This window comes from Rhodococcus sp. DMU1 (assembly GCF_012272955.1).
GTDB classification, from domain to species: Bacteria; Actinomycetota; Actinomycetes; order Mycobacteriales; family Mycobacteriaceae; genus Rhodococcus; species Rhodococcus aetherivorans.
This window is the reverse complement of record NZ_CP050953.1, coordinates 269,209-293,164: the sequence shown is the minus strand read 5'-3', so window position 1 is coordinate 293,164 and position 23,956 is coordinate 269,209. Positions and strand designations below refer to the sequence as shown.

At 62.1% G+C, this 23,956-nt stretch carries 18 protein-coding genes and 1 pseudogene; 11 read left to right on the top strand and 8 right to left on the bottom strand.

What is annotated here, in order from left to right:
• Window positions 1-607: 607 nt before the first annotated feature.
• From HFP48_RS29385 to HFP48_RS29365, 5 genes are all read right to left on the bottom strand, one after another.
• Entirely contained in the window at window positions 608-850 is a 243-nt protein-coding gene (locus HFP48_RS29385) for a transposase (protein ID WP_168580867.1), read from the bottom strand.
• 157 nt (window positions 851-1,007) lie between these two features.
• Complete coding sequence (locus HFP48_RS29380) at window positions 1,008-1,748, bottom strand: SDR family oxidoreductase (RefSeq protein WP_168580866.1); 741 nt, start codon at window positions 1,746-1,748, stop codon at window positions 1,008-1,010.
• Window positions 1,749-1,881: 133 nt separating this feature from the next.
• The gene (locus tag HFP48_RS29375; protein WP_168580865.1) at window positions 1,882-2,781 is read right to left on the bottom strand and encodes an SDR family NAD(P)-dependent oxidoreductase; all 900 of its coding nucleotides are present in this window, start codon (window positions 2,779-2,781) and stop codon (window positions 1,882-1,884) included.
• Window positions 2,782-2,908: 127 nt separating this feature from the next.
• Window positions 2,909-3,826, bottom strand: a complete 918-nt coding sequence (locus HFP48_RS29370; protein ID WP_168580864.1) for an NmrA family NAD(P)-binding protein — start codon at window positions 3,824-3,826, stop codon at window positions 2,909-2,911.
• Between the two features lie 225 nt (window positions 3,827-4,051).
• Window positions 4,052-5,167 (bottom strand): amidohydrolase family protein, encoded by a 1,116-nt coding sequence (locus HFP48_RS29365; RefSeq protein WP_168580863.1) that lies wholly within the window; start codon window positions 5,165-5,167, stop codon window positions 4,052-4,054.
• A gap of 134 nt (window positions 5,168-5,301) precedes the next feature.
• Here HFP48_RS29365 and HFP48_RS29360 point away from each other — a divergent pair, with 134 nt between their 5' ends.
• The 11 genes from HFP48_RS29360 to HFP48_RS29310 all read left to right on the top strand — a co-directional run bounded on the left by HFP48_RS29360 (window position 5,302) and on the right by HFP48_RS29310 (window position 20,491).
• Window positions 5,302-6,648 (top strand): acyl-CoA dehydrogenase family protein, encoded by a 1,347-nt coding sequence (locus tag HFP48_RS29360; protein WP_168580862.1) that lies wholly within the window; start codon window positions 5,302-5,304, stop codon window positions 6,646-6,648.
• 76 nt (window positions 6,649-6,724) lie between these two features.
• Entirely contained in the window at window positions 6,725-7,387 is a 663-nt protein-coding gene (locus HFP48_RS29355; protein WP_246872623.1) for a TetR/AcrR family transcriptional regulator C-terminal domain-containing protein, read from the top strand.
• A 504-nt stretch (window positions 7,388-7,891) separates the two neighbouring features.
• Window positions 7,892-9,052, top strand: coding sequence for a thiolase family protein (locus tag HFP48_RS29350; RefSeq protein WP_168580861.1), 1,161 nt, complete (start codon window positions 7,892-7,894; stop codon window positions 9,050-9,052).
• Complete coding sequence (locus HFP48_RS32145) at window positions 9,049-9,453, top strand: OB-fold domain-containing protein (RefSeq protein ID WP_168580860.1); 405 nt, start codon at window positions 9,049-9,051, stop codon at window positions 9,451-9,453. The genes HFP48_RS29350 and HFP48_RS32145 overlap by 4 nt, the downstream gene beginning before the upstream one ends.
• Window position 9,454: 1 nt before the next feature.
• Window positions 9,455-11,026 (top strand): AMP-binding protein, encoded by a 1,572-nt coding sequence (locus HFP48_RS29340; protein ID WP_168580859.1) that lies wholly within the window; start codon window positions 9,455-9,457, stop codon window positions 11,024-11,026.
• Between the two features lie 340 nt (window positions 11,027-11,366).
• The gene (locus HFP48_RS29335) at window positions 11,367-12,851 is read left to right on the top strand and encodes an MFS transporter (RefSeq protein ID WP_168580858.1); all 1,485 of its coding nucleotides are present in this window, start codon (window positions 11,367-11,369) and stop codon (window positions 12,849-12,851) included.
• Window positions 12,852-12,976: 125 nt separating this feature from the next.
• Window positions 12,977-13,330 (top strand): nuclear transport factor 2 family protein, encoded by a 354-nt coding sequence (locus HFP48_RS29330; RefSeq protein WP_168580857.1) that lies wholly within the window; start codon window positions 12,977-12,979, stop codon window positions 13,328-13,330.
• A gap of 1,116 nt (window positions 13,331-14,446) precedes the next feature.
• A complete protein-coding gene (locus tag HFP48_RS29325) occupies window positions 14,447-15,394 on the top strand; it encodes an ABC transporter permease (RefSeq protein ID WP_168580856.1) in 948 nt (315 codons plus the stop codon).
• Entirely contained in the window at window positions 15,391-17,373 is a 1,983-nt protein-coding gene (locus HFP48_RS29320) for a dipeptide/oligopeptide/nickel ABC transporter permease/ATP-binding protein (RefSeq protein WP_168580855.1), read from the top strand. Before HFP48_RS29325 ends, HFP48_RS29320 begins: the two co-directional genes overlap by 4 nt.
• Entirely contained in the window at window positions 17,331-18,401 is a 1,071-nt protein-coding gene (locus HFP48_RS29315) for an oligopeptide/dipeptide ABC transporter ATP-binding protein (protein WP_348983369.1), read from the top strand. The genes HFP48_RS29320 and HFP48_RS29315 overlap by 43 nt, the downstream gene beginning before the upstream one ends.
• 566 nt (window positions 18,402-18,967) lie before the next feature.
• Entirely contained in the window at window positions 18,968-20,491 is a 1,524-nt protein-coding gene (locus HFP48_RS29310; protein WP_168580853.1) for an ABC transporter substrate-binding protein, read from the top strand.
• A 166-nt stretch (window positions 20,492-20,657) separates the two neighbouring features.
• Here the strand turns inward: HFP48_RS29310 and HFP48_RS29305 are convergent.
• The 3 genes and pseudogenes from HFP48_RS29305 to HFP48_RS29300 form a co-directional block, all read right to left on the bottom strand.
• A protein-coding gene (locus HFP48_RS29305) for an IS5 family transposase (protein ID WP_210432864.1) occupies window positions 20,658-21,475 on the bottom strand; the annotation gives its coding sequence in 2 pieces (ribosomal slippage) (window positions 20,658-21,124 and window positions 21,124-21,475; 819 coding nt in all).
• Between the two features lie 47 nt (window positions 21,476-21,522).
• A pseudogene (locus HFP48_RS31860) lies at window positions 21,523-21,707 on the bottom strand (hypothetical protein); the annotation flags it as partial.
• A gap of 858 nt (window positions 21,708-22,565) precedes the next feature.
• Window positions 22,566-23,879 carry an ISL3 family transposase gene (locus HFP48_RS29300; RefSeq protein WP_168580852.1) on the bottom strand — a complete coding sequence of 438 codons (1,314 nt, stop codon included), beginning with the start codon at window positions 23,877-23,879 and terminating at the stop codon, window positions 22,566-22,568.
• Between the last annotated feature and the right edge of the window lie 77 nt (window positions 23,880-23,956).

Here is a 23,956-nt window from a genome sequence, read left to right as displayed (position 1 = left end):
CCCTCGGGAGACATCGAGTAGAGACCGGGATCGACTGTTGGGCAATGAAAGCCGGTTTCCATGCACGGTCGGTGAGAGCCAGGTGCGACGCCGCTGCGAATGGGGCCGCCCGTCCGCGGTGGAACCTATCGGCACTCCGAAGGCGGGCGGGAGCTGTGCATTCTTCCTCCGGTGCCGGGCTCGGACGGACGATCGCGCACCCTTATGCCCCGACTCGGGGGATCGGGCACAGCCTCCGCGACCGTGAGCCAAATCCGTTCCGCTGCACCAAGCGCGATTCGTGTAAGCGCCTTTCGGGTGTCAGGTAACAGGACCTCGAGGACAGATCTGCCTCAGAACCGGCCGGACGGTAACGATAACTGCGTCGAGCTGGAGACGAGAGCCGGCCCCTGGTTGGAGCGTGTCTCATGTAGAGGTGTGGGATGTGTTGTGGTAGACGATGAAACGTTCGATCGGCGGTCGCGAAGAGTTCACGGCGAGACCGTTCGCACTGCCGCGGCCATCACCTGCTTCAGACGGCTGTTCGCATAATCTCCCCCGTTATGGGCACTCCGGCCCCGCGACGCAACAGTCCCTGCTGGCGTAGGCCCGCATCGGCGACCAGTGGTCAGTCGGTCCGCCAATCCACCGGCGCGGACGCGGCATCGGTGGCGGCGTGCACACTGACCGCGACCTTGCAGGTTCCCGATCTTGCCAAGAGCGCCTGAAGACTGTAGGGCACACTTGGTGGAGCGTCGCCGTCCTTCGTGAACCCGGTGTCGTCTATCACCCACACATCCGACGTCTTCAGGTCGCACACCCTGCGGGACAGGGTTTTCCGTACCGGGGCGGCATCCCACGGTGACTTCACTGATATCGGTCAGGGCTGCGGCATCCACGCTGGCCGCGGTCCGGAAATCATGTGAGATCTCGAGCCCACACGCCTCGAAGTGTCGAACCAGACAAGTCCTACCAATGGTCACCGATATCGCCCGGGCAAACACCCACCGTTCCGAAACGTCGGAAATCTAGCCGGCAGTACGACCGCCGTCGATCAAGTAGCACTGCCCGATGATGTGGGACGATTCATCCGATGCGAGAAAGAGCGCCAGCGAGGCTACTTCCTCCGGCCGACCCAGTCGCTTCTCCGGTGAACGGGATTGAAGCTCTTCCATGAGCTCGTCCGAGATGCCGTCGAGTATGGGTGTCTGGATGGTCCCAGGAGCGACCGCATTCACGCGGATTCCCTTGTCTGCGTACTCGTAACCGGCTTGTCTCGTCATCATCACTACACCACCCTTCGCGATGACGTATCCAGAAGACCCGGGGGTGGCTCGGAATCCGGCGGTCGATGCGGTGTTTACGACCGTTCCCCCGCCGCTATCGAGCATGAGACGGATCCCCGACTGAAGCACCATGAAAGCGCCGCGGACGTTTACAGCGTGCGCTCTGTCGAATGCCTCGATCGGGTACTCGTGAAGCGGCACTCCGCTCAAGCCGCCGATGCCGGCGTTGTTTGCCAAGACATCGAGGCCCCCGAATCGCTTTCGGGCCTCCTCCTCCAGGCGCTGAACATGTTCCTGGTCGCTTACATCGCACAAGATCGGAGTGATCGCGTTCGACTGAGCTGCAGTTTCTCTGACGCTATCGCTGATGTCAGCCGCAAGAACCTCAGCGCCTTCTGTCGCGAATCGTAACGCGATGGCGCGTCCGATACCAGAACCTGCACCAGTTACGATCGCAGACTTTCCTGCGAGTCGACCTCCCATGTCGAGCTCCTTTCATTTCCAGGTGGCATCAGGGTCGATAGATGCGGAATCCTAATGGCGGTAATCTGCCGAAGCGGTTCGACAGACTCTCGATTGGAGTTGATAACGAAGCAGTATTAGTCGCCTTCACGGATCAGTGAGTCGCGTCTGCCCCTGTTCTCCTTCGAGCTATTCCTACTGCTTCGGTGGATTCTCGAGAACTGGTATACGCGGTCTGTACCGCCGTATCAGTTACTTCAGACCAGTGCTCGAGAATCGACTCGGGTGTCTGGTCTCGGTCGTAATATCCCGCGTTTGTGAAAGGAGTGACCATGCCAACCCGACCCGACCCGACGTCAAAATTGGCGCCCGTCGTGGGGCACTGCTCACTGCACAGTAGAGCAACGAGAGGGGACACCAGGCTGGTGGGCGACTCCACTCGCATCTTCTCCGCCCATTCTTCGCTCACGTAAGACTCGGCCATTGGCGTATACGCGGCTGGGCAGATGGAATTGACCATGATTCCGAAGGGCTTGCCGTCGAGTGCAGCCGAACGCATCATGCCGAATACCCCGCCCTTGGTAGCCGAGTAACTGATGGAATCTCTGCCGCCTAGCAGACCGTGGCCTGAAGTGGTCATAACGATTCGACCGTACCCCTGGGCGGCCATGATGGGCCACGCAGCTCGCGTGACGTAGAATGTGCCGTCGAGTCCAACTCGGCGCACCAACTCATACTCTTCGATTTCTACGTTCAGAAAGCTGGAATACCGACCGACAGCGGCATTATTGACAAGGACGTCGACGCCTCCGCATTGCGCCTCGGTGAAATCGATCAAGCCTTTGGCGCCCGTTGGTGTCGAGATATCATGGTCGCTTGCGATAGATGATCCGCCGGCGTCTCGGATGGCGTCTGCGACTTCGCCGGGATTCGTCACGTCATTGACGACCACTATCGCACCGCGCGCGGCCAGGATTTCTGCGTAGGATCGCCCCAGCCCTCGGCCGGCGCCGGTAACAATCGCAACGCGGCCGCTGAAATTGATGTTTCGCAACGGTTTCTCCCTAGGAGGTTCTGCGTACAGGTCAGGATAGAGTCGCCCGGGAGTGAACCATTCGACTCGTTGGCGTGCAACAGCGGAGTGTTCGAGATGCTCGACGGTTACAGACTTCCATGGGTGATCACCGGTGTGCAGAAAGCCAATCTCGGAAGCTTGTGCGGATATCGATCCCGTATTCGGCAGCGTGTTCAGGTCGAGCTGGGTAGCCCACAGCGGCGAGCCAAATTTGCATGCCGGACCAGGATCTGTTGCCCAACCGCTCCTCGATCTCCTCTGGAGACGCCGAACAGACCTTGGTGCGAACACCGGTTACATCGCCGTAGGTGTCCGCAATCTCCGCAAAGCTCAGTGCCGTGGAGGAAAGCTCGATTTCCGCCTCCGCAAAGCGGGCGGGGTCGGCGACAACAGCGGCGGCTGCCTTGCCGAAGTCGTCACCCGAGACCATGGCCAGGGTAGTGGTGATTCCACACGCTACGACGATCTCGCCATGGCTCAGGAAGGGAAACATGTGAGCGACTTTGGGCGCCATGAAGTTCTCCATGAAGAATGCTGGCTTCAGTATGGTCCAGACTGGGAACCCGGCGCTGCGTACGGCATCCTCGACGGCCTCCTTGCTGTCCCAATAGGCGTCTGTCCCACCAGAATGTGCTTGCGAATGAGACTTTCGCCAGCCCGTTCCGGATACTGAGCTGTGCACGAAGTGCGAGACCTTCGAGTCTCTCGCAGCCGTAATCAGGTTGTGTGCGTGGTCTCGCTCGGAAGTTGGGTTGGTTGGACTCGAAGCAAGTTGAACTGAAAAGACGGAGTCGTGTCCGGCACATGCTGCCCGCAGCGAGGATCTGTCCTCGAGTTCGCCCTTGACCAGGCGTATCCCGGACTTCTCGAGCTCCGTGGCAGCTTCGGATCCAGGGTCGCGGACAAGAGCTGACACGAAAGCCCCGCCGCGGCTGAGTGCACGTGCGACGGACCCGCCCTGCATCCCGGTTGCGCCGGTCACAAGGACCGACCGATTCTTCAGATCACTGAGATCCACTGTCACAATGTCTCCTTCGCATTTTTGCTGTGCCGCAATCTTGGCGTCTCCGGGACCTGTGTAGTTGTAACTGCAAGTTTCGGATTCTATGGCTCCGGGACTGTGGGCGACAGGAAGGCTCAGCGCCGCCGGGCTCACGCTACGTTGTTGCGGGAAGCGAGTGCAGGCCACCCTCGGGGTCGGACGACTAGGTGCCTCCACGCATCACTGGTTTGTGCGTCTTTCCTGTGGTCAGGATGCCGTCGCTGCCGTCGCTGCCGTCGCTGGAAACAGTTCCTCGAACGAACCGTGAAGGACTCGGTCTCGGATTGCGGTGTCGACATCCGTAAAGACGGCTCGGAGTGTCTCTTGGGTGTGCCCGTAGGTGCCTTCTAGGTGCGGATAGTCATCACCCCAGAGGACATTGTCGTAGTTGGTGTCCTCGATCACCTGCACCGCGCTGATGTCGTGCTGAAAGGAGGCGTAGACCTGCTGGCGGATGATCTCGCTGGGCAACCGCGACAACCGCGGACGCACGAACATCCCGTGCTGCCGGTACGCCTCGTCCATTCGGTCTCCGATTGCCGGCACCCATCCTGCGCCACCTTCTGCGACGAGAAGCTTCAGGTCGGGATGACGGTCGAGTGCACCGCCGGCGACGAGATGTGTAACAACACGCATAGCCGGGTACGTCGTCTCGGTGTAATTGACGACGGCGCCGCCTGGGCCGCGATACACCACGTTTTCTCCACCGGTTCCGATGTGGAAGGCAAGGGGAAGTCGAAGTTCCTCGGCTGCGGTCCAGAGTGGCTCCCACAAGTCGAGGCCCCAGGCACGGTCGTCCGAGATGCCGCAGGGGAAGTACAGCGCCTGGAATCCGAGTTCGGCTACACGCTCTACCTCGGCGACTGCGTTCTCGACATCCATCAGCGGGACGATGGCCGGAGCGAATACCCGGTCTTGTCGGCTCATGACTTCTTCCAGCGCCCAATCGTTCCAGGCGCGGGCCACGGCGTTCTCCAGTTCGGGGTCTCGAATGTTGCAGATCCAGAACCCCATCGACGGGAAGGCGACCTGCGAGCGGATTCCTTCCTTGTCGAGGTCCTGAAGTCGGAGGTCGAGATCCTTGGCCCCCGGAGGGCGCATCGCGTCCATGAAGTCATTCAGCTGACGGTCGATTTGAGTACCATCGATGTAGACGATTTCGTACTTTTCGCCACGCTCGGAACGCGGTGCACGATCGGCGAGTCGCTTCGGTAACCGAGAGGTCCAGAGATCGTCCGGCTCCATGAGATGGGAGTCTCCGGAGTGAGCCCAGATCTTCTGACCCGGCTCGTCCTCCCGAGTAGTAGGTGTCGCGTGGGTCATGTGAGTCCTCCTGGGGCAGATGTTTCCTGGCGCGGGCGACGGCCGCAGGCGTGGGCGTGAACTTATATACTTTACAGCGTAACGTTAAAGGGCCATCCTGTGAAGGTACCGTTCGAGACTCTCCTGGAGAACTGATGACGCACACAATCGTCACCGCGGTGATGGCATCTGAACAGCGTGCCGACTACCTCGACCGACTCGGCGGCGAGACATTGCCAGCGCTGATGCGCTCCACGTGGACCTGGGGCGATCGCGCTCTGCGGCGACGGCTCAGCCAGATCCTGGTCGGTCTCGCTGCCGTACGCGAACTGCGCGTCGGAATCGCCGACTGCCCGGCCCCCGTGATCGAAGCCGCAGAGTGCGGTGTACTGGCAACCGCTGGCGAGTTCATCGCCGAGGTACTCGGTCCTCGCCTGCTCGCAGATGCCGGGAACCCCTTCCGTGATCCGTTCCTGCCGCTGGTGTCGGCGACGAGTGGACTGGTCTATCAGGCGGAGCAGGCGCTGAACGCGATCTCTGTCGAGGTCACAGGTCACGTGATCGAGCGCAACGAGTCGCTGTCGACCATCCTGCCCGAAGCTGTCTGGTCTGAAAATTCTTCGTCTGCAAGGGGGCTCGCGCAGGTCGCGTACTCGGCTGGCTTCACACTGTCGTCCACCGATTACTTCGCTTCGGCAGGTCTCGCCGCCCAAGCCTATTCCGTGGCGTCTCCATCCACCAGAGACAGTGCCGATCTCCGAAAGGCAACTCTGGCTGCGGCGGAGGAGTCCGGCTCGTGGGACCCGGCACTCGTTCGCACCCGCGCGTCTTCGGATGGCAACTCTTGGATGATCTCCGGCGAGAAGTGGTTTGTACCGAGTGCCGTGGGGGCAGATACGATTCTCACGATCGCACGCACGGTCGGTGGCCCGTCCCTGTACCTCGTCGAAGCCTCAGCCCCGGGAGTGAGCATCAGTTCGCTCGCGACACTCGATGCTGATCGGCCGCTGGCCCGGGTCGCATTCGACGACACGCCTGCGGTGATGATCGGCAGGGAAGGTGCTGGCGGACAGGTCATGAACCGTACCGTGGACCGGGGGACAACCGCCCTGGCTGCCGAACAGGTGGGTCTGGTGGATCGTGCCCTGAAGACGCTGTCGCAGTTGCCTCCGTCGTGTGGTGACAGCGAAGCGTGGCGCCGGTACACCAGCGAGATTGCTGCGATGGAGGTTCTGCGATGGAGTGCAACTGCTCTGTTGCTCCGAGCGATCAAACTTCAGGGAGACAACAGGATCGGCGAAAGCTCAGTTGCTTCTGCAATGGCGCATATCGGGTGTTCTTCGGCGGCTCGTAGTGTGTCCCGGCGGCTTCGGACGGCCGGCTCCAGCGAATTCGACCCCACGGTCGCCCAGGCGATCGGCCTGCGCGTTCAGACGACAGATCTGCTTCTCGGGGGCCCCACGTGGGCGCACGAGAGGCTCCTCGAACGCCTCGGAATCTAATGCGTGCGGTGATGGCGGCACGGGGGTGTACTCGTCGTCCCCAGGGTGCTGGCGGGACGATGAGTACACTGTCGCTGTGAATTCGAACGAGCGTTCATCTTCTTCGCGCGCGATGAAGGACACAGTTCGGCGTGGCAAAGGACGCCCGCCGTCGTTGACCGAGGATCAGATCGTCGATGCAGCCCTGACGATCATTCGAGCGGACGGGCTCGATGCCCTCTCGATGCGGCGCCTGTCTCGTGAACTCGGACGCTCCCAAATGGCTGCTTACTCGCATGTGACGGACAAGCAGGAGCTTCTTGACCTTGTCGCTCGGCGAACCCTTGCGGATGTTCGCATCCCCACTGCAGATGATGGGCCATGGGACACTCAGCTCCGTTTGCTGATCGAGAGGAGCGATGCGCAACTGCGCCGACATCCCGGGATCGCCAGCCTGCTGCTCCAGCGCATGCTCTACTCCGATTGGAGATTGGTCGACGCACTGATGGCGATCCTGCTGGAGGCAGGATTGGAAAAGAGGCAGGTCGTCCTGGCCTACGCAATGATCCACACCTATCTGTTCGGGCGTTACCAGGTGGCGTTGGACGCCGTGCCTCAACCCGAAGACCGGGTGGGGTTACCGTCGACGGTGGCGCAGATCATGCCGTACCTCGACGAGTTGCGGGGTGCCGACTACTTCAATTTCGGTATCGAAACCTTGATTGACGGAATCCGAGCCCGCGCCGGCCAGCTCAGCTGAAGGCGGAGACCGGCGCAGAAGCTTCCTGAGCGCTCGCACCTTCCGATGCCAGGCGCCGCCGAATGAGCACCCCAGCGCCCGGTGGGCCTGGCATGTGTGAACCGAGGCTCTTCTGATCCCCGGACCGCGATGGCCTCGACGCAGTGGGATGGGATCGGGCGCGATGTGCTGATCGTCGGTGTCGCCGTATCCACCGCGCTCTTACCGGATACGGTACTCGGCGCGGTTGGTGGGAGGTACCGGGCGGCCACGCCGGCTCCGGCAGCTGGAACGACATCGGCCGCGGGCTACCGGGCAAGTCCCAGCTCACGGGATGAAACTCGCCTATGGTCCGGCCGGTGAGCTGCAAAAATTCGCTCTTTACTTTACACTGTAACGTGACGTGGTGCACAGTAGTATCAGCTTAAGTATCTAACTATATGTGGTTCGACTGGGTAGGAAACGCTGGTCGAGCCGGCTGGCGAAGGTCAGTCATCACCTTCGTCGAGATCTGGAGGAACACTGATGCCGCTCCAAGACGTCGCTGTGGTTGGAATCTATGCCACTGAGCAGTCTCGAGCACTCCCACGCCGCACGTCGCTGGAACTTGCACAAGAAGCTGTCTTCGGTGCGATCGCGGACGCGGGCTTGAAGCCATCAGACGTCGACGGAGTCGCCGCGGAGTGGCCGGGTGAAGGCGGTCGTCCGGGGGAGGGCTCCTCGTGGGCTCGCGCCCTCGGTGGCCCCGTTCGGTGGATTGCCGATTCACTGCTCGACACCTCCGGCGTACGGGGTGTGCTCAATGCGGCCGCAGCGATCAACGCCGGCCTGTGTGACGTCGTGGTGGTCGGCGGCGGCATGGCGGGGATGTTCGGACCGGGCGCAACCGTCGGCGCAGGAGCCGAGCCAGGGGAGTTCACCGACGTTTGGGGCGCCTACGTCGTCCCTCTCTTCGCCCTGGTTGCGGCCGAGCACATGCATCGCTTCGGAACCACGCCCGAGCAGCTCGCGAGTGTGTCCGCGACAATCCGGAACAACGGTCACACGAACCCGGAGGCGATCATGTTCGGACGGGGACCGTACACCGTAGACGATGTTCTGGCGTCGCCCATGGTGGCTTCCCCCTTGCATCGGCTCGACGTATGCCTCTCCGGCGAAGGCGGTGCTGCAGTTGTCCTGACATCGACGGCCCGTGCGCGGGACCTTCCACACATACCGGTCTCTGTACTTGGTGGGTCCATGGAAGCCGTCGGGCGACCGTACTTCACGCCGCCCTCCTACGATGCGGTAGGCAGGCTCGGCACCGCCGCCGCCGAGCGTGCCTTCGCCATCGCCGGCCGGAGTCGTGATGACGTCGACGTCCTGAGTCTCTACGACCCCAATTCGTTCGAGATCATTCGGCAACTCGAGATCTTGGGGTACTGCCCTGAGGGCGAGGGAGGCCGTTACGTGACCTCTGAGTCGATCGGCATCGTCGGGCCTCGTCCGGTGAATCCCGATGGAGGATGCCTCTCGTACGCTTGGAACGGCACTCAGCAGATGACACTCAAAGTGATCGAGTGTGTGCGGCAGATACGGGGTACGGCGGTGCATCAACTTCAGGGCGTCGAGACCGCACTGGCAGCGAACGCTGGTTCAGCCGCAGGACACTATGAACTCGCCATCTTCGGAAAGGGACCGCGTTGAGAAGCCCTGCTGCAATACCTTCAACCTGGTCGTCCGAGTTCTGGGAAGCCGCGCGGGCTCACCGCTTCGTGATCCCACGGTGCAACAGGACCGGTCGGTACTTTTTCCCGCCAGAACGATGTACACCCGGAACGGACTCGACGGACTGGTCCTACGTCGAATGCCGCGGTACGGGGACGGTGACCACATTCACTGTGGTGCACAGACCCCTCTCTGCCGACTTCGAGACGCCGTATGTCCTTGGCGTCGTCACAGGCGACGAAGGCTGGACGTACCTCACCAATATTGTCGGGTGCCCACCAGAAGCCATCAGTATCGGAATGCAGGTGCGAGTCGTCTTCCACGACATCGAGGGCGCGTCGCTTCCGATGTTTACGCCCGTCGAGCCCCAAGGAGTGTGACATGGTCTATCAACCGACTATTTCCGACATTTGCCGAGAGAATGGCCGAAGCTACCCCACGCGTGAGGCCGTAGTCGACGGGAGCACCCGATTCACTTGGCGTCAGTTCGATCGACGGGTCGATCGTGTTGCACACGTACTGGCGCAGTGCGGTGTCTCTCGGGGCGACCGCATCCTGTGGTTGGCCCAAGGGTCGTTTCGCTTCCTCGAGTTGCTCACCGCTGCCGGCCGGTTGGGGGCGATGATCTGCCCTGTGAACTGGCGTCAGCCCGCCGAGGAGATGGCGTTCGTCATCAATGACCTCCAACCCGCGGTCGTCTTCTGGCAGGAGAAGGAGATCGGCGACACGGTTGCACTCGCACGAGAACTCGCTCAGCTCGACGCAACCTGGATCAAACACGACGGCACCGAGTCGGATGGGTATGAGGCCAGAGTTGCAGCGGCTCCGGCGACTCCGCTGCAGGACGGGCACGTCCGGTCCGACGATGCACTCTTGGTGATCTATACCGCTGCTACGGCAGAGCGCCCGCGCGGCGCAATGCTGAGCCACCGAAATCTCATCTCCATGGCACTCGGGACCGGTGAGATTACGGGTGCCGACCACAACTCGATCTTCCTCAACTCAGGTCCGCTCTTCCACACGGCCAACTTTCAACTCGAGTCATTACCGGTCTACGTGCGGGGTGGGACCAATGTCTATACCCCTCGTGTTGACGCCGCCAACATCCTCGAGATCCTGTCCAACGAGAAGGTGACTTCGGCCTTCCTCATGCCTCCGACCATCGCCGAGATCAAGAAGCTGAACAGTGAAGCAGGACAAGATATCTCCGCGCTACGAGCTGGTGCGTTCGGACCCATGTGGGGTAGCGCATTGCCTGTCGACCCTTCACCGTGGGGTCAGCGCCCCGGCGGGTACGGCCAGACCGAGTTGACCGGTATGGCGCTTGTACGAGCCATCGGCCCGGAGGGCACTGGTAGCGCGGGAAGGCCCTTTCCTGGGACACAAGTGAAGATCGTGGATCCGGCCGGAGAAGAAGTTCCTGACGGCGAACTCGGTGAGATCGCGATTCGTGGCGACGTCGTCCACCTCGGGTACTGGAACCGTCCCGAGGTGAACGCTGCACGGTTCCTCGACGGCGGATGGTGGCGGACAACAGATGCCGGTCGTCGAGAGCCAGACGGCTCCGTGTCCTTTCTCGGCACCATGGTTCGGGTGATCAAGTCCGCGGCGGAGAACATCTATCCCCCGGAGGTCGAGGGCTGTCTGAACACCCATCACGCCGTGGCGAAGTCGGCAGTTATCGGGGTGCCGGACCCTGTCTTCATGCAGTCTGTCAAGGCGATTGTCGTCTTGAAGGAAGGGCAAACGGTCTCCGAGGACGAGCTGCGCGAGTACTGCAGGAAGCGCATCGCCTCGTACAAGAAGCCGAAGTTCATCGAATTCGTCCAGGAAATTCCGACGGTTGGCGGCGTCATTGACTATGACGCACTCGATGCAGCTTTCGGTGGCGGCGGATACCCAGGAGAAACCGACATCACACAGGCGCGGGCTGACGAGCGTGCTGCCTGCTGACCGAACACCCGCGCATTCGTAGGCGAACAGACGGCTAACCTCCTGTCTGCTCGACAACCTCGTGGGCTCATCTAAACCTTTGTGTTGAAGCGTGTTCGGGTCTCGGATCGCCTACTGGATCGCGCCGTCCGCCGCGTAGGAAGTTCCCTCCGCAGCAGAACTCGGCAGCCGAATCCGACAGTGTTCCACCCTTGACGGGACCGATGTCATATAGTTCAATAAATGTGACTGGCGTCACATGGCATTGTGGCGATACGGCACCTTCATGCAATTCCTCCCGCACAGACGTCACGGATCGTTCCTACGCCCCTGCTGATGTCCCGAACAGGAGCAAGTGAAAATGAAACAACCCGACGATCAGTCGATGGACCCTGGGCAGCGTGACACGGTCCACCGCAGTATCACCGCACGTCTCGAGAAGTTGCCGGCACGCGGACGATCCCGGATGGTGATCGCGGTGGCCGCGCTGGCCATCTTTTTCGACATCGGTGACGGCGCATCGCTTGGGCTCGTCGCCCCGACGTTGCGAGAGGCGATCGGCCTGTCCACCGGCATGTTCGCCCTCACGATGTCAGCAACATTCATCGGGTCATTCCTAGGGGCGTCTATCGGTGGCCTTCTGTCGGACCGGTATGGCCGAGTGCGCATCTTCCGCCTCGCATTGGCTGTCACGACACTCTTCACTTTGGCGCAGTCGCTCATCTCTTCACCGATCGAACTGATCCTTCTTCGATTCATGGCGGGAACGGGAATCGGATCGTTGTTCGTGGTCGCGATCATCTATTTGGTTGAAATGAGTCCGCCGTCGCGTAGGACCGCACGCACAGCGATCGTATCGGGCATCGGCGTAGCGGGCTCAGCTGTTTTCGCTACCCTTGCCCGCCTCATTATTCCAATCGGACCCGACGGATGGCGCTTTGTCTTCTGCATCAGCGCGCTGGCGATTCTCTTGTACATTCCGCTCCGACTGCTCCCTGAGTCCCCGCTGTGGTTGGTAACTCAGGGGCGCCTCGACGATGCAGAATCGGCCATGGTGTCCATGGAGCGCAACTCCGGAGTATCGCGTACGCTGGTGAAAGCAGACTCAGCGGACGAATCCGCCGCATCTCTCGTGGGTTCGCCCACCGTCGAGGACGTGAGCGCGGAACCTGACACGGTCCAGGCAGGCGCCGGCGAACCTGTTCGTTTGACTCGCGGTCCTCTGCTCGTGTCGCTGGTGCTGGTGTCGGTGATGTTGATGTTGTATTCGACGGCCGGTCAGTCGTTCTCCATGTGGCTGCCCACCATCCTCGATACTCGGGGATTCGATTCCTCTTTGGCACTCACGGTCACCGCCGTTTCCCTGTACGGCGCACCTATTGGCGCCGGAATTGTTTACCTTTCCAGTCGATTCATATCGCGCTGGGCGATGATGTTCACTCTGGCTGCAATGGCCTGCATCAGCATCGTCATCTTCTTCGCGTCGAACGAGACCGCAGTCGTCATCGCCGCTGCGTTCGTCGTCATGGCCGTGAGTGGTGCGTACTCGCCCCTTACCAACGTCACTGCCAGCGAAGAGTTCCCGACGGCTGTCCGCGCAAGTGGCATGGGATTCGCGCACTCCACCACCCGGGTGTCGAATGCCATCGCTCCGTTCTGGCTTGCATTGGTCCTCAATTCGGGTCTGTTCGTGCTGGGGTCGTTCCTCACCGGTCTGTGGCTCGGAATTCTTGCGGTGGTCGCCGCGCTTCGGACCAGGCATGTTGCAGCGCAGCGGCGTGATTCCAGGACCCAGGCCGAGGAGGCCGATCAACCCCTCGTGAGCAGTCAGCAGCACCTCGGGTAGGGCCCGGATTCTACCCCTGGGCGAACCTTCGAGATGCTGCCCTATAAGCAACACACTGTGCTACTGCAATCATTGCTATCGAACCCCGAACAGCAGTCTTCTCATTGAAAGGAAACCGTTTCAGCATGACGACCCAGACCCGCCAGTTCGCGGAGCGTTACGTCGAGTACACGAACGCGGGGCAATACAACAGGCTCTCGTCCCTGTTCGCGGATGACGCGCTCTTCCTAGCTCCAAACGGTCGCGAGTTGCGAGGGCGACAGGAGATAGCTTCGTTCTACGAGCACTTCCTTCCCTCCATCAAGTCCCGACTGCGCCTCGCGAGCTTCGTCGAGCAGGGTGACATGTGCGTGTACGAATTGGAGGCTCAGATCAACGACGAAACCGAATACCTGTTGAGTGCAATTGATCATGCGACGCTCGATGGTGACGGCCTGGTCACACGTTTCGTCGTGTACACCCGCGACGCTGGGCGATAGCCAGTCTCTCGCTTCCGGCGTGGTTGTGATCGGCGCCGATCACCTATGCCGGTTCTCGAGGGCGGGGTGTTCTTCTCGTACGAGGGGAACACCCCTTTTTGTCTCCTCGGGCTCGAGGTTCATCACCGCCCCCTGAGAATTGGCGCGAGCAGCGCGGGGCCACGCTGGGATCTATGCCGAGGCCTGCGAGTGTCACGGAAGACTCGGTCCGAGCCTCGGCGCCGATGCCATCGGAAGTCACATGGAGACAGTGGGTATCGCCGAGGCGTGGGGTATTGGCACAACACCTGACGCGCTACTGGTAGCCACCTGTAACGAAGCACCTCTTATTGCTCCCCCCGCTACCTGGGGCAGAGGGAGCACGTCGCTCTGAGTGCATCGAATGACCGCAACGGCGCCATCCGTCAGGTGCACGGCTACTGTCGAACTACTGCAGTACCGACTTCCGTCAGTAGAGCGTTCCGTGAACCAGCAGGCGCGGGGTCCGTGGTTCAGCGAACCCATGAAGGCGCCGAGTCGCCAGTCTCCACCGACAGAGGACCAGTCCGATCAATCAGATTGGGATGAAGTCTGATTCGAGAAGTTCGCATCAACGCGACATTCCGTTCGCGAAGTCGCCGGCGGCGTCGAAACTCAGATCGGGGTCGGTTCGGTCGCCTCCTCATGCAGCGACGAGCACCCCGAATCGAGGTTGCATGTATCGAAAACCAGATCCGCGCACCGGATCCGGATCGACGTGCGCCGTGACGCCCCCGTCGGCGCGGTGACAACGTGGCTCGGTTGGGCACGGTGGCGAGGAGACTCCTAACGGTCAAGAGAAGGCCCGGAGGGAGTCCTTGCCCGATGGTATCGAAACACGCTGCGGGGCAATGTACTACGACTACACCACCATGCCCCGTGGACGTGCGCGCCGGGTAGACGCAGGAAAAGTGACGGAAAGCAGCTACGCAAAAAGGGTTTATTTAGATAGATAGTTAATCTATAGTCGCTGCGGGGGGCAACACTGACCGGTCTTCCGGAGGCCGCGTCGAGATCCTATACGCCTTCGTCTTTCAGGTTGGAGCTACACATGCTCACCATATGTTTCTGCCACGAGACAGCGGAACGGAGGCCTCGATGCTCGCGTTGATTCTGCGACGGATTGCGGCCCTCATCCCGGTGATGCTACTGGTGTCGTTTGTCGTCTTCATGCTGTCTACCCTCATCCCTGGGGATGCAGCCACTGTGTTGGCGGGCGGCGAGAACGCAACTCCAGAACGGATCGCCGAGGTCCGTGCCGAGCTGGGCTTGGACCAACCGTTGCTGGTTCAGTACTGGGACTGGTTGAGGCACGCGCTGGTCCTGGACTTCGGCGACTCGCTTGTCGACCAGCGTCCCGTGATCGGAACGATCCAGGATAGGTTCCCTGTCACGCTGACACTGGCTTTCGCGGCAATCGCTTTCGGCGTGATCGTAGGCGGCTTGGCAGGCTTCGTCGCAGGTAAGCGGCCAGGCAGCACTCGCGACCGGGTTGCCACCGTCGGCTCGAGCATCGGTATGGCAGTCCCGAACTTCTGGCTGGGAATGCTCCTCATCTCCGCGTTCTCCTTACAGCTCGGCTGGCTACCGCCAGGGGGTCTGCCCCTGTTCGCCGAAGACCCAGCAGGCTGGTCACAGTCCCTGGTCCTGCCCGCCATCGCACTCGGGATGCTTCCCGCAGCGATCATCATGCGGCAGCTACGGGCATCGCTGGTCGACGTGATGGGATCGCACTATGTCCGCACTGCGTGGGGCAAAGGTGGAGGAGTCACTCGAGTAGTCGGCAAACATGCACTGAAGAACGCCGCGATGCCGACAGTAACCGTTCTGGGCCTGACAATGGGATCGCTCATCGGGGGGTCCGTGCTTGTCGAACAGATCTTCAGCATCCCCGGCCTCGGTACGCGGCTACTACAAGCTGTGCTCGACTCCGACCTGCCGATGATTCAAGGCATCGTCGTCTTCTTTGCGCTCATCCAGGTCGTGCTGATGCTCCTGGTTGACATCGCCTACAGCTTCCTCAACCCGAAGGTGCGTACGTCATGACCGAACAGACAAGGGAAGTCATCGACGACTCTGACGTCGTCGCATCAGAGCAATCCGCACAATCGAGGCACGGCTCATCCGGCCCAGTGAGGAAGGCTGCTCGACGGTTCCGAAAGAACGGTGCCGCGATGTCTGGACTTGCGTGGTTGATTGTCATCGTGGTCTGTGCGATCTTCGCGCCCCTCATAGCACCCTACGATCCAGCCAGCCAGGACTCCGTTCCATTCATGGAGCCGTCATCCGCTCACTGGCTGGGGACAGATGAACTCGGACGCGACGTCTTCAGCCGAATGGTGTATGCCACTCAAGTTGCCTTGCAAGCAGCGTTCACGATCGTCGGTCTCGCTCTCGTCGTTTCACTCGTACTTGGATTGACAGCCGGCTACCTCGGCGGACGATTCGACTACCTCGTCATGCGTGCCATGGACGCGTTTGCCAGCTTCCCTCCTCTGGTCTTCGCGATCGCCATTGCCGCGATGCTCGGTGCGAGCCTGGGAAGTACAACGGTCGCTATCGCGGTCATCTTCGTTCCAGGACTCACTCGTCTGATTCGTGCCCAAGCACTCGCGGTCAAGGAGGAGACCTTCGTCGAAGCCTCCCGTGCAATGGGAACCCGGCCACACGTCATCCTCATCCGCAGGATCCTGCCGAACATGGCCTCACCACTGATTGTCCAGGTCACTGTTCTCCTCGGCGCCGCGCTGCTGGCGGAGGCATCTCTCAGCTTCGTTGGGTTGGGTGTGCAACCACCCGATCCCAGTTGGGGCCAAATGCTGCGACGTGCGTACGACGTGATTTTCGCTCATCCCTGGCAAATGCTGGCGCCCGGAATCGCAATCGCTCTGACCGTCCTCGCCTGGAATGTCATCGGGGACGGATTGCGTGACTCACTGGGTCACCAGCCAGTGAAGGCACCGCGCGCGATTCGGCGAGGGGCCGGCCTAGGCGTCACGTCCGTGAAGAAGAATCGGGCGGCGGCGACGCAACCGTCGTCGACTGCCACGTTGTCCGTCCGGGACCTCGAGATCCGATTCGCCACAGAGTCCGGACCGGTCACGGTGGTAGACGGCGTGAGCTTCGATGTCGGTCCAGGTGAGATCGTGGGCCTCGTCGGAGAGAGCGGTTGCGGCAAGTCCATGACTTCGCTCGGCATCATGCGTTTGGTTCCTACGCCTCCTGGGTGGATCGAGCGCGGATCGGTGACTTTCGACGGCCGCGACCTTACGGCTATGTCAACCAAGGAGTTGCGTTCAGTCCGTGGCAAAGACATCTCGATGATCTTTCAGGATCCGATGTCAAGTCTCAATCCCGGTTTCACGGTTGGGAATCAACTGGTCGAAACGCTGCAGCTCCACACCGACCTGACTGCGGCGGCGGCTAGAGTTCGTTCGGCTGAACTGCTCGATATGGTTGGAATATCTGATCCGAACGTGCGGCTCGACCAGTATCCTCATCAGTTGTCGGGCGGTATGCGGCAACGAGTGATGATCGCCCAGGCGCTGGCGTGCGAACCGCGGGTGTTGATAGCGGACGAACCGACCACGGCTCTCGACGTGACCATTCAGGCGGAGATTCTCGACCTGTTGCGTTCGCTCCAGCGAGAGCTCGGCATGTCGATGATCCTCGTCACACATGATCTTGGAGTGGTCGCAGACATCTGTGATCGGGTGGTGGTGATGTACGCCGGTCAGGTTGTGGAGCAGGCGCCAGTGGACGAACTCTTCCGGCAGCCGAGGCACGTATACACCCAAGCTCTGATGAAGGCGATGCCTCAACTTGCAGGGAGTGGAGAGCGACTCACCGCGATTCCGGGGACGGTTCCCCTGCCCTCCGCATTTCCCGAGGGGTGCCGTTTCGCGCCGCGCTGTCCGCACCGGAGTTTCGAGTGTGAGCACCCCGTTCCGCTGACTCAGCCGGAACCGGCGCATCAAGTCCGATGCATTCGATCCGACAAGTTGTTGAAGGTCGTTACCTCATGAATGACAATGTCCTCGAGCTCCAGAACGTACGCAAGACCTTCGCTGTCAACAAGGACCTTCTGGGACGGCCCACCCGACACGTAACAGCCGTTGATGGCGTCAGCCTGTCGCTTCGTCCAGGCAGGACCCTGGGTCTGGTAGGGGAGTCAGGATCGGGCAAGTCCACTCTTGGTCGACTTGCCCTGCGGTTGGACGCACCGACAGATGGTCACGTGCTCTTCGACGGCGCGGAGACCAGCTCACTCCGCGGGGCAGCGCTACGCGCGCTACGGCGCAAGATGCAGGTCGTGTTCCAGGACCCGTACTCGTCATTTGATCCCATGGCGACGGTGGGATCTAGTGTCGCAGAACCGCTGCGTACCCACGGCTTGATACCCCGATCTCTACATCAGGAACGAGTCGGCGAACTGTTGGCAACTGTCGGTTTGCAGCCGACACATGCGCATCGCTACCCACAGGAGCTTTCGGGTGGCCAGCTGCAACGGGTTGCCATCGCGCGAGCGCTGGCGTGCGGGCCGAAACTGCTTGTCCTCGACGAGCCGGTCAGTGCCCTCGACGTTTCGACGCAGGCGGACGTCATCAACCTGCTCACAGATCTCCAACGCGACCGCGGAGTGGCCTACCTTTTCATTGCGCACGATCTGGCCGTCGTGCGGCATGTCAGTCACAACATTGCAGTTATGTACCTTGGGCAAGTGGTGGAGTATGGGCCCGCAGAAGAGGTGTACACCCGTCCCCGCCATCCTTATACGCAGGCACTGCTGTCAGCGATCCCTATGGCGGACCCCGTAGTTCAGCGAGCGCGAGAGCGAATCGAGCTGAAGGGCGAGATACCTTCCCCTGCGAACCCGCCTGATGGGTGTCGGTTCCACACCAGGTGTGCCCATGTCATGGACATCTGCCGTACGGCAAATCCCGAGGCTTACGCCGCTGCAACCGATGTGACTGTGCGCTGCCATCTGCATACACACGGTCCTCAACTCGCCGGACGTTCCGTCATTGATCTCCCGATGCCGCGGCCGGCCTAGAGCCAGGGGTCGTTCCGCATCGGACTAGGCACTTGATTCCCGTCGGCCACCGCAGTGTGCTCGGAGCGAAGCAGTCGAAGGAGCACGTGAATGGCGGATCCCGCAATACACAGGGCATACGTCCCAGTCAGAGGCTCTTGCGTGCCCGTGCGCAAACTGTCGTTAGTTCACTCGCTCGTACAGTCTGGGCCGGACGCCGCGCGACTGCGTCAGTAATGGGTCACCGGTCGACTGCGAAGGCCGTAGCCACTTGTTGATCGGTCGCAGTGGGGCGTTCGCCGCGATGGTCGTCGAATCTCGGTCACTTCGCTCATCAGGACCGTTCGCATTCCCGGGATCGATGTCAACATGCAGTTGGTCATCCAAAATCGCTGCAAGCATCCCGTCGGAGTCCCCACTGACGCCAGAGGGACTGTTGCCGATATCACAGCGAACTCATATGGTTTAAACAGATTAATCAATCAGACGTAAGTTCGGTTCGACCACCACACGAGTTACCCCCGACCAGGAGGCTAGTAAGGATGAGACGCCGTATCACCGCCCTAGGCGCAGGCTTACTAATGGGAATGACGACGTTGTTGTCGGCATGTGGGGCCGGCAGCAACGCCAGCTTCAGCGGCGAGTACGACCCCAACGGGGTCTTCGTCAGAGGAGTCGATCTCACGTTTCAGGGTGGGATCAGCTTCGACCCGGCAACAATTGGACCGAACTGGTACGGATACGTCTACCCGGTCGCGAACTCTTGGCTGAAGATCGACGAAAGCGGCGAGTACCAGCCCGACCTCGCTGAAGAAGTTGCTGTCGTCAACCCGACGACTGTCAGCGTGACCATGCGCCCTGACTTGAAGTTCAGCAACGGCGAGACACTGGACGCACAGGCCGCCATCGACAGCATCAAGCGCACGACCGCGGCTCAGCCACCCGGATTACGCCTGTCGGAGCTCAGACTCATCAACTCGATGACAGTCGACTCACCCACCAAGTTCACCATCCAGCTGACCGAACCAAGGATGGCGCTGTTCTACCCGCTGCTGGCGGACGCCGAAACCACGCCGGTCGCACCGGAAACCATGCGCACGCCAGGAAACCACAACGGGGATGTCATCACGGCAGGCCCCTTCAAAGTGGAGTCCTTTCAGCCTGGGGCCCGAGTACGCATGGTCAAGAATGACCTCTACTGGGACGCGGACAACGTCAAATTGGCTAGCATCGAATACCAGCATATCGGAGACGGCGCCGCAGGAATGAACGGGCTACGGGGCGGTACGATCGACTTCGTCGCCGGCCTGAATCTCATGTCGTCTTCCGACGCCTCCGCGCTGGGGGGAGACCTGCAAGGCTACTCCAACCGCCTTCCGGGCACGGACTCTGCCTTGTTCTGTATGCGAGAAGGTGAGCCCCTCGGTGACGTCAGGGTGCGCAAGGCGCTCAATTTCGGTACGGACCGTGAGAGGGTCAACCAATTGCTGATGGGCGGAAAGAGCGAGCCTGCAGTGGGATTGGTTCCTAGCGACAACCGTCTGTATGCCGAGGATCTGGCAAGTGCGTATCCGTACGATGTTCAGAAGGCCAAGGACCTCCTCAAAGAAGCCGGATATCCCAACGGTCTGAACTTCAGGGCCGTGGTCTTGCCCAACGAATCCAAGCACTTCGAGATCCTTCAGGCGCAGTGGAAGGAGATCGGCGTCAACATGGAGCTGACCGCGGCAACCGACATCAACGAGCAGTGGTATCGGGCTGAGGGCGCAAACGGCGAGGTAGCGGGCGTGCCCATGATGCGCGGGATTCCGGGATCGTTCTTCCGCCTGCTCAACAGCGAGGCCGTCTCGAATGCGTGCTCTTACCCTGTACCCGAACTGGATGCGTGCACCCATGCGTTGGCCGCGCTGGATCCGGCGAGCGACGAGTTCGTTGCGAAGTCGGTCGAGTGCCAGGACATTGCGTTCAAGGATCTCGCACTTACTGTCAACACAGTCTTCGTGCTGGACAACGGCGGCTACAACAAGAACCGAATCAATGATCTGCCCGTGCAAAGTGACCCGCTCGGTCAAATGCAGCCGGATGTGACGAAGTTGTACATCACGCAGTAGAGGTGACCGCGGCATGGCGGCCCGCGCCGTTCTCGGCGCGGACTGCTATGTCGTACCACCGAGTCGACCTGGCCGGAGGACGTCGCCATATGGGCGGAGTCCGCAACGTCAAAACGCTGGAGTGGCAAGGTTGCGGAACACGCAAGTCCTTTGCTTAGAGGATGTCTCATTTGGAGAGTTTCTTCCAGCATGTCAGTGCGGCGGCGAGTTGCAGGAAGCCGGCGAAGTGCTCGCCGTGGCGTTCGTAGCGGATCGTCAACCTGCGGTAGCCGGTCAGCCACGCCAAGGTGCGTTCGATCTTCCACCGATAGCGCCCGAGGCGCTCGCTGGACTCGATCCCGCGGCGGGCGATGCGCGGCACGATGCCCCGTGCGCGCAGCCACCGGCGGTGGGCGGCGGAGTCGTAGCCCTTGTCCGCCCGCAACCGGCCCGGCGTGCGGCGCCGCGGACCGCGGCGCGAGCGCACCGCCGGGGTGGCGGCGACCATCGGTTGCAGCATGACGCTGTCATGGGTGTTGGCCGAGGTCACCGCGGTCACCAGCGGGATGCCGTCGGCGTCGGAGAGGATGTGGATCTTCGAGCCGTTCTTGCCGCGGTCGACCGGGCTGCGACCGGTCAGAGAGCCCCCCTTTTCGCCCGGACGTGCGCTGCGTCCAGGATCGCCGCGGACCAGTCCAGGTCCCCGCCGACCCCGAGTCGGTCGAGGACTTGGCGGTGCAGCTCGTCGAACACCCCGGCCTTGACCCACGCGGCGAAGCGGCGGTGTGCGGTCGGGACACTGCCCCCGAACGAGGGCGGCAGGTGCCGCCAGGCGCAGCCGCTGGTGAGCACGTAGACGATGGCGGTGAACACCGCCTGATCGTCCAGTGCCGCCCGGCCGCCGCCCTGCGGCCGCGCCCGGAACCCGGGCAGCAGCGGTTCGACGATCTCCCACAACGTATCCGGCACCAACCGGGAAGACAACGCATCGACCACGACATGCATCATGCCGCACAGGCGATCCCATCCATAAGAGACACGCTCATAAACAATTATGGCTCGGCTAGGCGCATGAGGACATGACGTTGCGACACCGATCCGGTGCTTCCTCGCAGGCGGCCGTTTCCGACGGGAGTATGCGGGCGATGATAATTGTAGTGCATATTCAACACCTGACGGGCTCCGCAGCGCTATTGTTCACGGGTCCCGATCATGGTGCGTAGAGGAATTCTGAGGCTGCCCCTTGGAGTGGCCAACCCGACAAGGGGCTGGGAAGGTGCAGAAGGGGACGTCGAGGTGGGACGTCAGTCACCCGGAGGAGGGGACTGATGTAGGAACAGGTCACATCTGAAACTGGGGTGCCGTGAGGCTCTGCTGGAATCATGGACCCCGCGCCCGAGCCGTAGTCCATAAAGTTCCGTGACGACGTTGTCCGCGTTGCCCGCAACCGCGAACCAGGTCAACAGCTGCGGGGATTTGCCACGGACGTCGGCATTCGCGAATCCTGTCTGACGAACTGGACGCGGGCCGCCGAGGGCGAGGACAGCATCGAGCCTGGCACCACTGCCGGCGAGAACGCGGAACTGCTGGCTGCGTGACGCTATCTGTCACCTGATCGTGCAGCGGTCCCACAGTAGTCGTCGCCGCTCTGGCCCCAGCTTCCTCCGCCGCCATTTTCCGCCGGGTGATGCTGGCCGGTGCCTGCACCTATGTCTCAGCTGGCGCGGTGACAGAGGCAGCAGGTGAGGCCACGATAGGCGCATGTCTTCGGCAGCGGATCCTGCCACGGGCAGGGACGGTGTGTCGCGGGGCCGTGAGCGTGGCGGCGGTGAGTGTTGTGCTTGTTGGGGGGTCGCGCTGTCGACGTGACTGACGTTGTGGTGGTCGTCGATGCTGCGACCGTGCAACTACCTTCGACGCAACGCGCCAGGAACTCGCGTGGTGCGGGATGGCCAACTGCGGACTTCTCGGTGGGTTCAGCCGCAACCCGGACGATCCTGTTCAGGCGCTTTGAAACTTCGACGCGATGCCCCCGCGAGGAGGCTTCCTTGATTCGGGCGTGTCGGGTCAGTCCACTGCCAGTGAGATAGAGGCTCTACTGACTGATCCGTGGGTTTGTTCTACCGGGTAGTCGGGGTCGGTCGCCTCCGAGGCTGAGCATCGCCAGGGCGATGACGGCCTCGGGGGTGTGGAACCCGAAGCCGCGGCGGACGATGAGCCGGATCTTGGTGTTGACCGATTCGACCCGCCCGTTCGACAACCGGTGTTCGATCGTGGCCAGGATCGCCGGGCGTTGGGCGGTGATACTGCGGGCCAGGCCGACGAACGCCGGCAGGCCACTGGCGGCGGCGTCCTCGATCCACGCATCGAGCGCATCGGGGGCCACCGCAGACGGCAGCTTCAAGATCAGCCGTAGCTGTTCCTTGAGCTGCCAGGCCCGGAACAACCGGGCGTCGTGAGCCTCGATCCAGGCCAGCTGATCACGCTGGGCCGCGGTCAGGTGTTCGGGATTCTTCAGCAACGCCCATCGGCTGTTCTTCACCGCCGCGGTGGCCGGATCCCCGGCCGAGCGGGTGCGCGATTTGTATCCCGCCCCGGCCCAGGGACGGGCCGCCGGACGCGGGCCCCGGGCCCGGTTCCACGCCGCCCGCCGCTCCACGTCGAGGGCACCGGTCGCCCACGCCACGATGTGGAACGGGTCGGCGCAGCGCACCGCGGCCGGGCACCACCGGGCCACCGTCGCCGCGACCGGGCCGGCCGCATCCGAGGTCACATGCGTGATCTCGGCGCAACGGTCCGGCCCGAGCGCGGTGAAGAACCCGGCGAGCACCGCGGCACCGTGACCGGGAGCGGCCCACACCAACCGCCCGGTGTCGTGGTCGACGACCACGGTCAGGTACTTGTGGCCCTTCTTGTAGGACACCTCGTCGATCCCGATCCGCCGCACCCCGGCCAGCCGGTCGGCGCCGGCGTCGCCGTCGGCGAACACCCGCGCCACGATCGCCCCGACCGTGCGCCAGGCGATCCGCATCAACTCGCACACCGCCGTCTGGGAGGTCTGCGTGGCCAACCACGCCACCGTCGCATCGAAACCATAGGTGTGCCCGGCGCCGTGCCGGGCCCACGGCACCGCCGCCACCACCACCGCGTGTTCGGCGCACCGCACCCGCGAAGCGGGGGCTTCGACGAACACCGGCACCGCACCCCAGTCCGGGGCCCGCCACCGGCGCCGTCCGGCTCCTCCGTCGTAGCGCGGGCAACGGCGCCGGCACACCCCGCACCGGTGACGGGCGCGGGCCTGCGGCCGCACCGAGACCACCACCGCCCCGGCCTGCTCGTCGAAACCGACCGCGTCGATGACCGTGTTGTCGACACCCAACACCCGACGCCATATCCTGGCTGCGCGCACGCCGTTCTCCGCACCTGTAGCGAACTGACCCTAGACAAGCCAGAACGCTACTGCGGCAACGGCGTGCGCTTCCACCA

Excerpts from the sequence above, each read along its gene's own strand:
- HFP48_RS29360 (WP_168580862.1), top strand. The coding sequence starts at position 5,302 with ATGACGCACACAATCGTCACCGCGGTGATGGCATCTGAACAGCGTGCC.
- HFP48_RS29330 (WP_168580857.1), top strand. The coding sequence starts at position 12,977 with ATGACGACCCAGACCCGCCAGTTCGCGGAGCGTTACGTCGAGTACACG.
- HFP48_RS29365 (WP_168580863.1), bottom strand. The coding sequence starts at position 5,167 with ATGACCCACGCGACACCTACTACTCGGGAGGACGAGCCGGGTCAGAAG.
- HFP48_RS29320 (WP_168580855.1), top strand. The coding sequence starts at position 15,391 with ATGACCGAACAGACAAGGGAAGTCATCGACGACTCTGACGTCGTCGCA.
- HFP48_RS29325 (WP_168580856.1), top strand. The coding sequence starts at position 14,447 with ATGCTCGCGTTGATTCTGCGACGGATTGCGGCCCTCATCCCGGTGATG.
- HFP48_RS29310 (WP_168580853.1), top strand. The coding sequence starts at position 18,968 with ATGACGACGTTGTTGTCGGCATGTGGGGCCGGCAGCAACGCCAGCTTC.
- HFP48_RS29335 (WP_168580858.1), top strand. The coding sequence starts at position 11,367 with ATGAAACAACCCGACGATCAGTCGATGGACCCTGGGCAGCGTGACACG.
- HFP48_RS29380 (WP_168580866.1), bottom strand. The coding sequence starts at position 1,748 with ATGGGAGGTCGACTCGCAGGAAAGTCTGCGATCGTAACTGGTGCAGGT.
- HFP48_RS29315 (WP_348983369.1), top strand. The coding sequence starts at position 17,331 with ATGCATTCGATCCGACAAGTTGTTGAAGGTCGTTACCTCATGAATGAC.
- HFP48_RS29340 (WP_168580859.1), top strand. The coding sequence starts at position 9,455 with ATGGTCTATCAACCGACTATTTCCGACATTTGCCGAGAGAATGGCCGA.
- HFP48_RS29350 (WP_168580861.1), top strand. The coding sequence starts at position 7,892 with ATGCCGCTCCAAGACGTCGCTGTGGTTGGAATCTATGCCACTGAGCAG.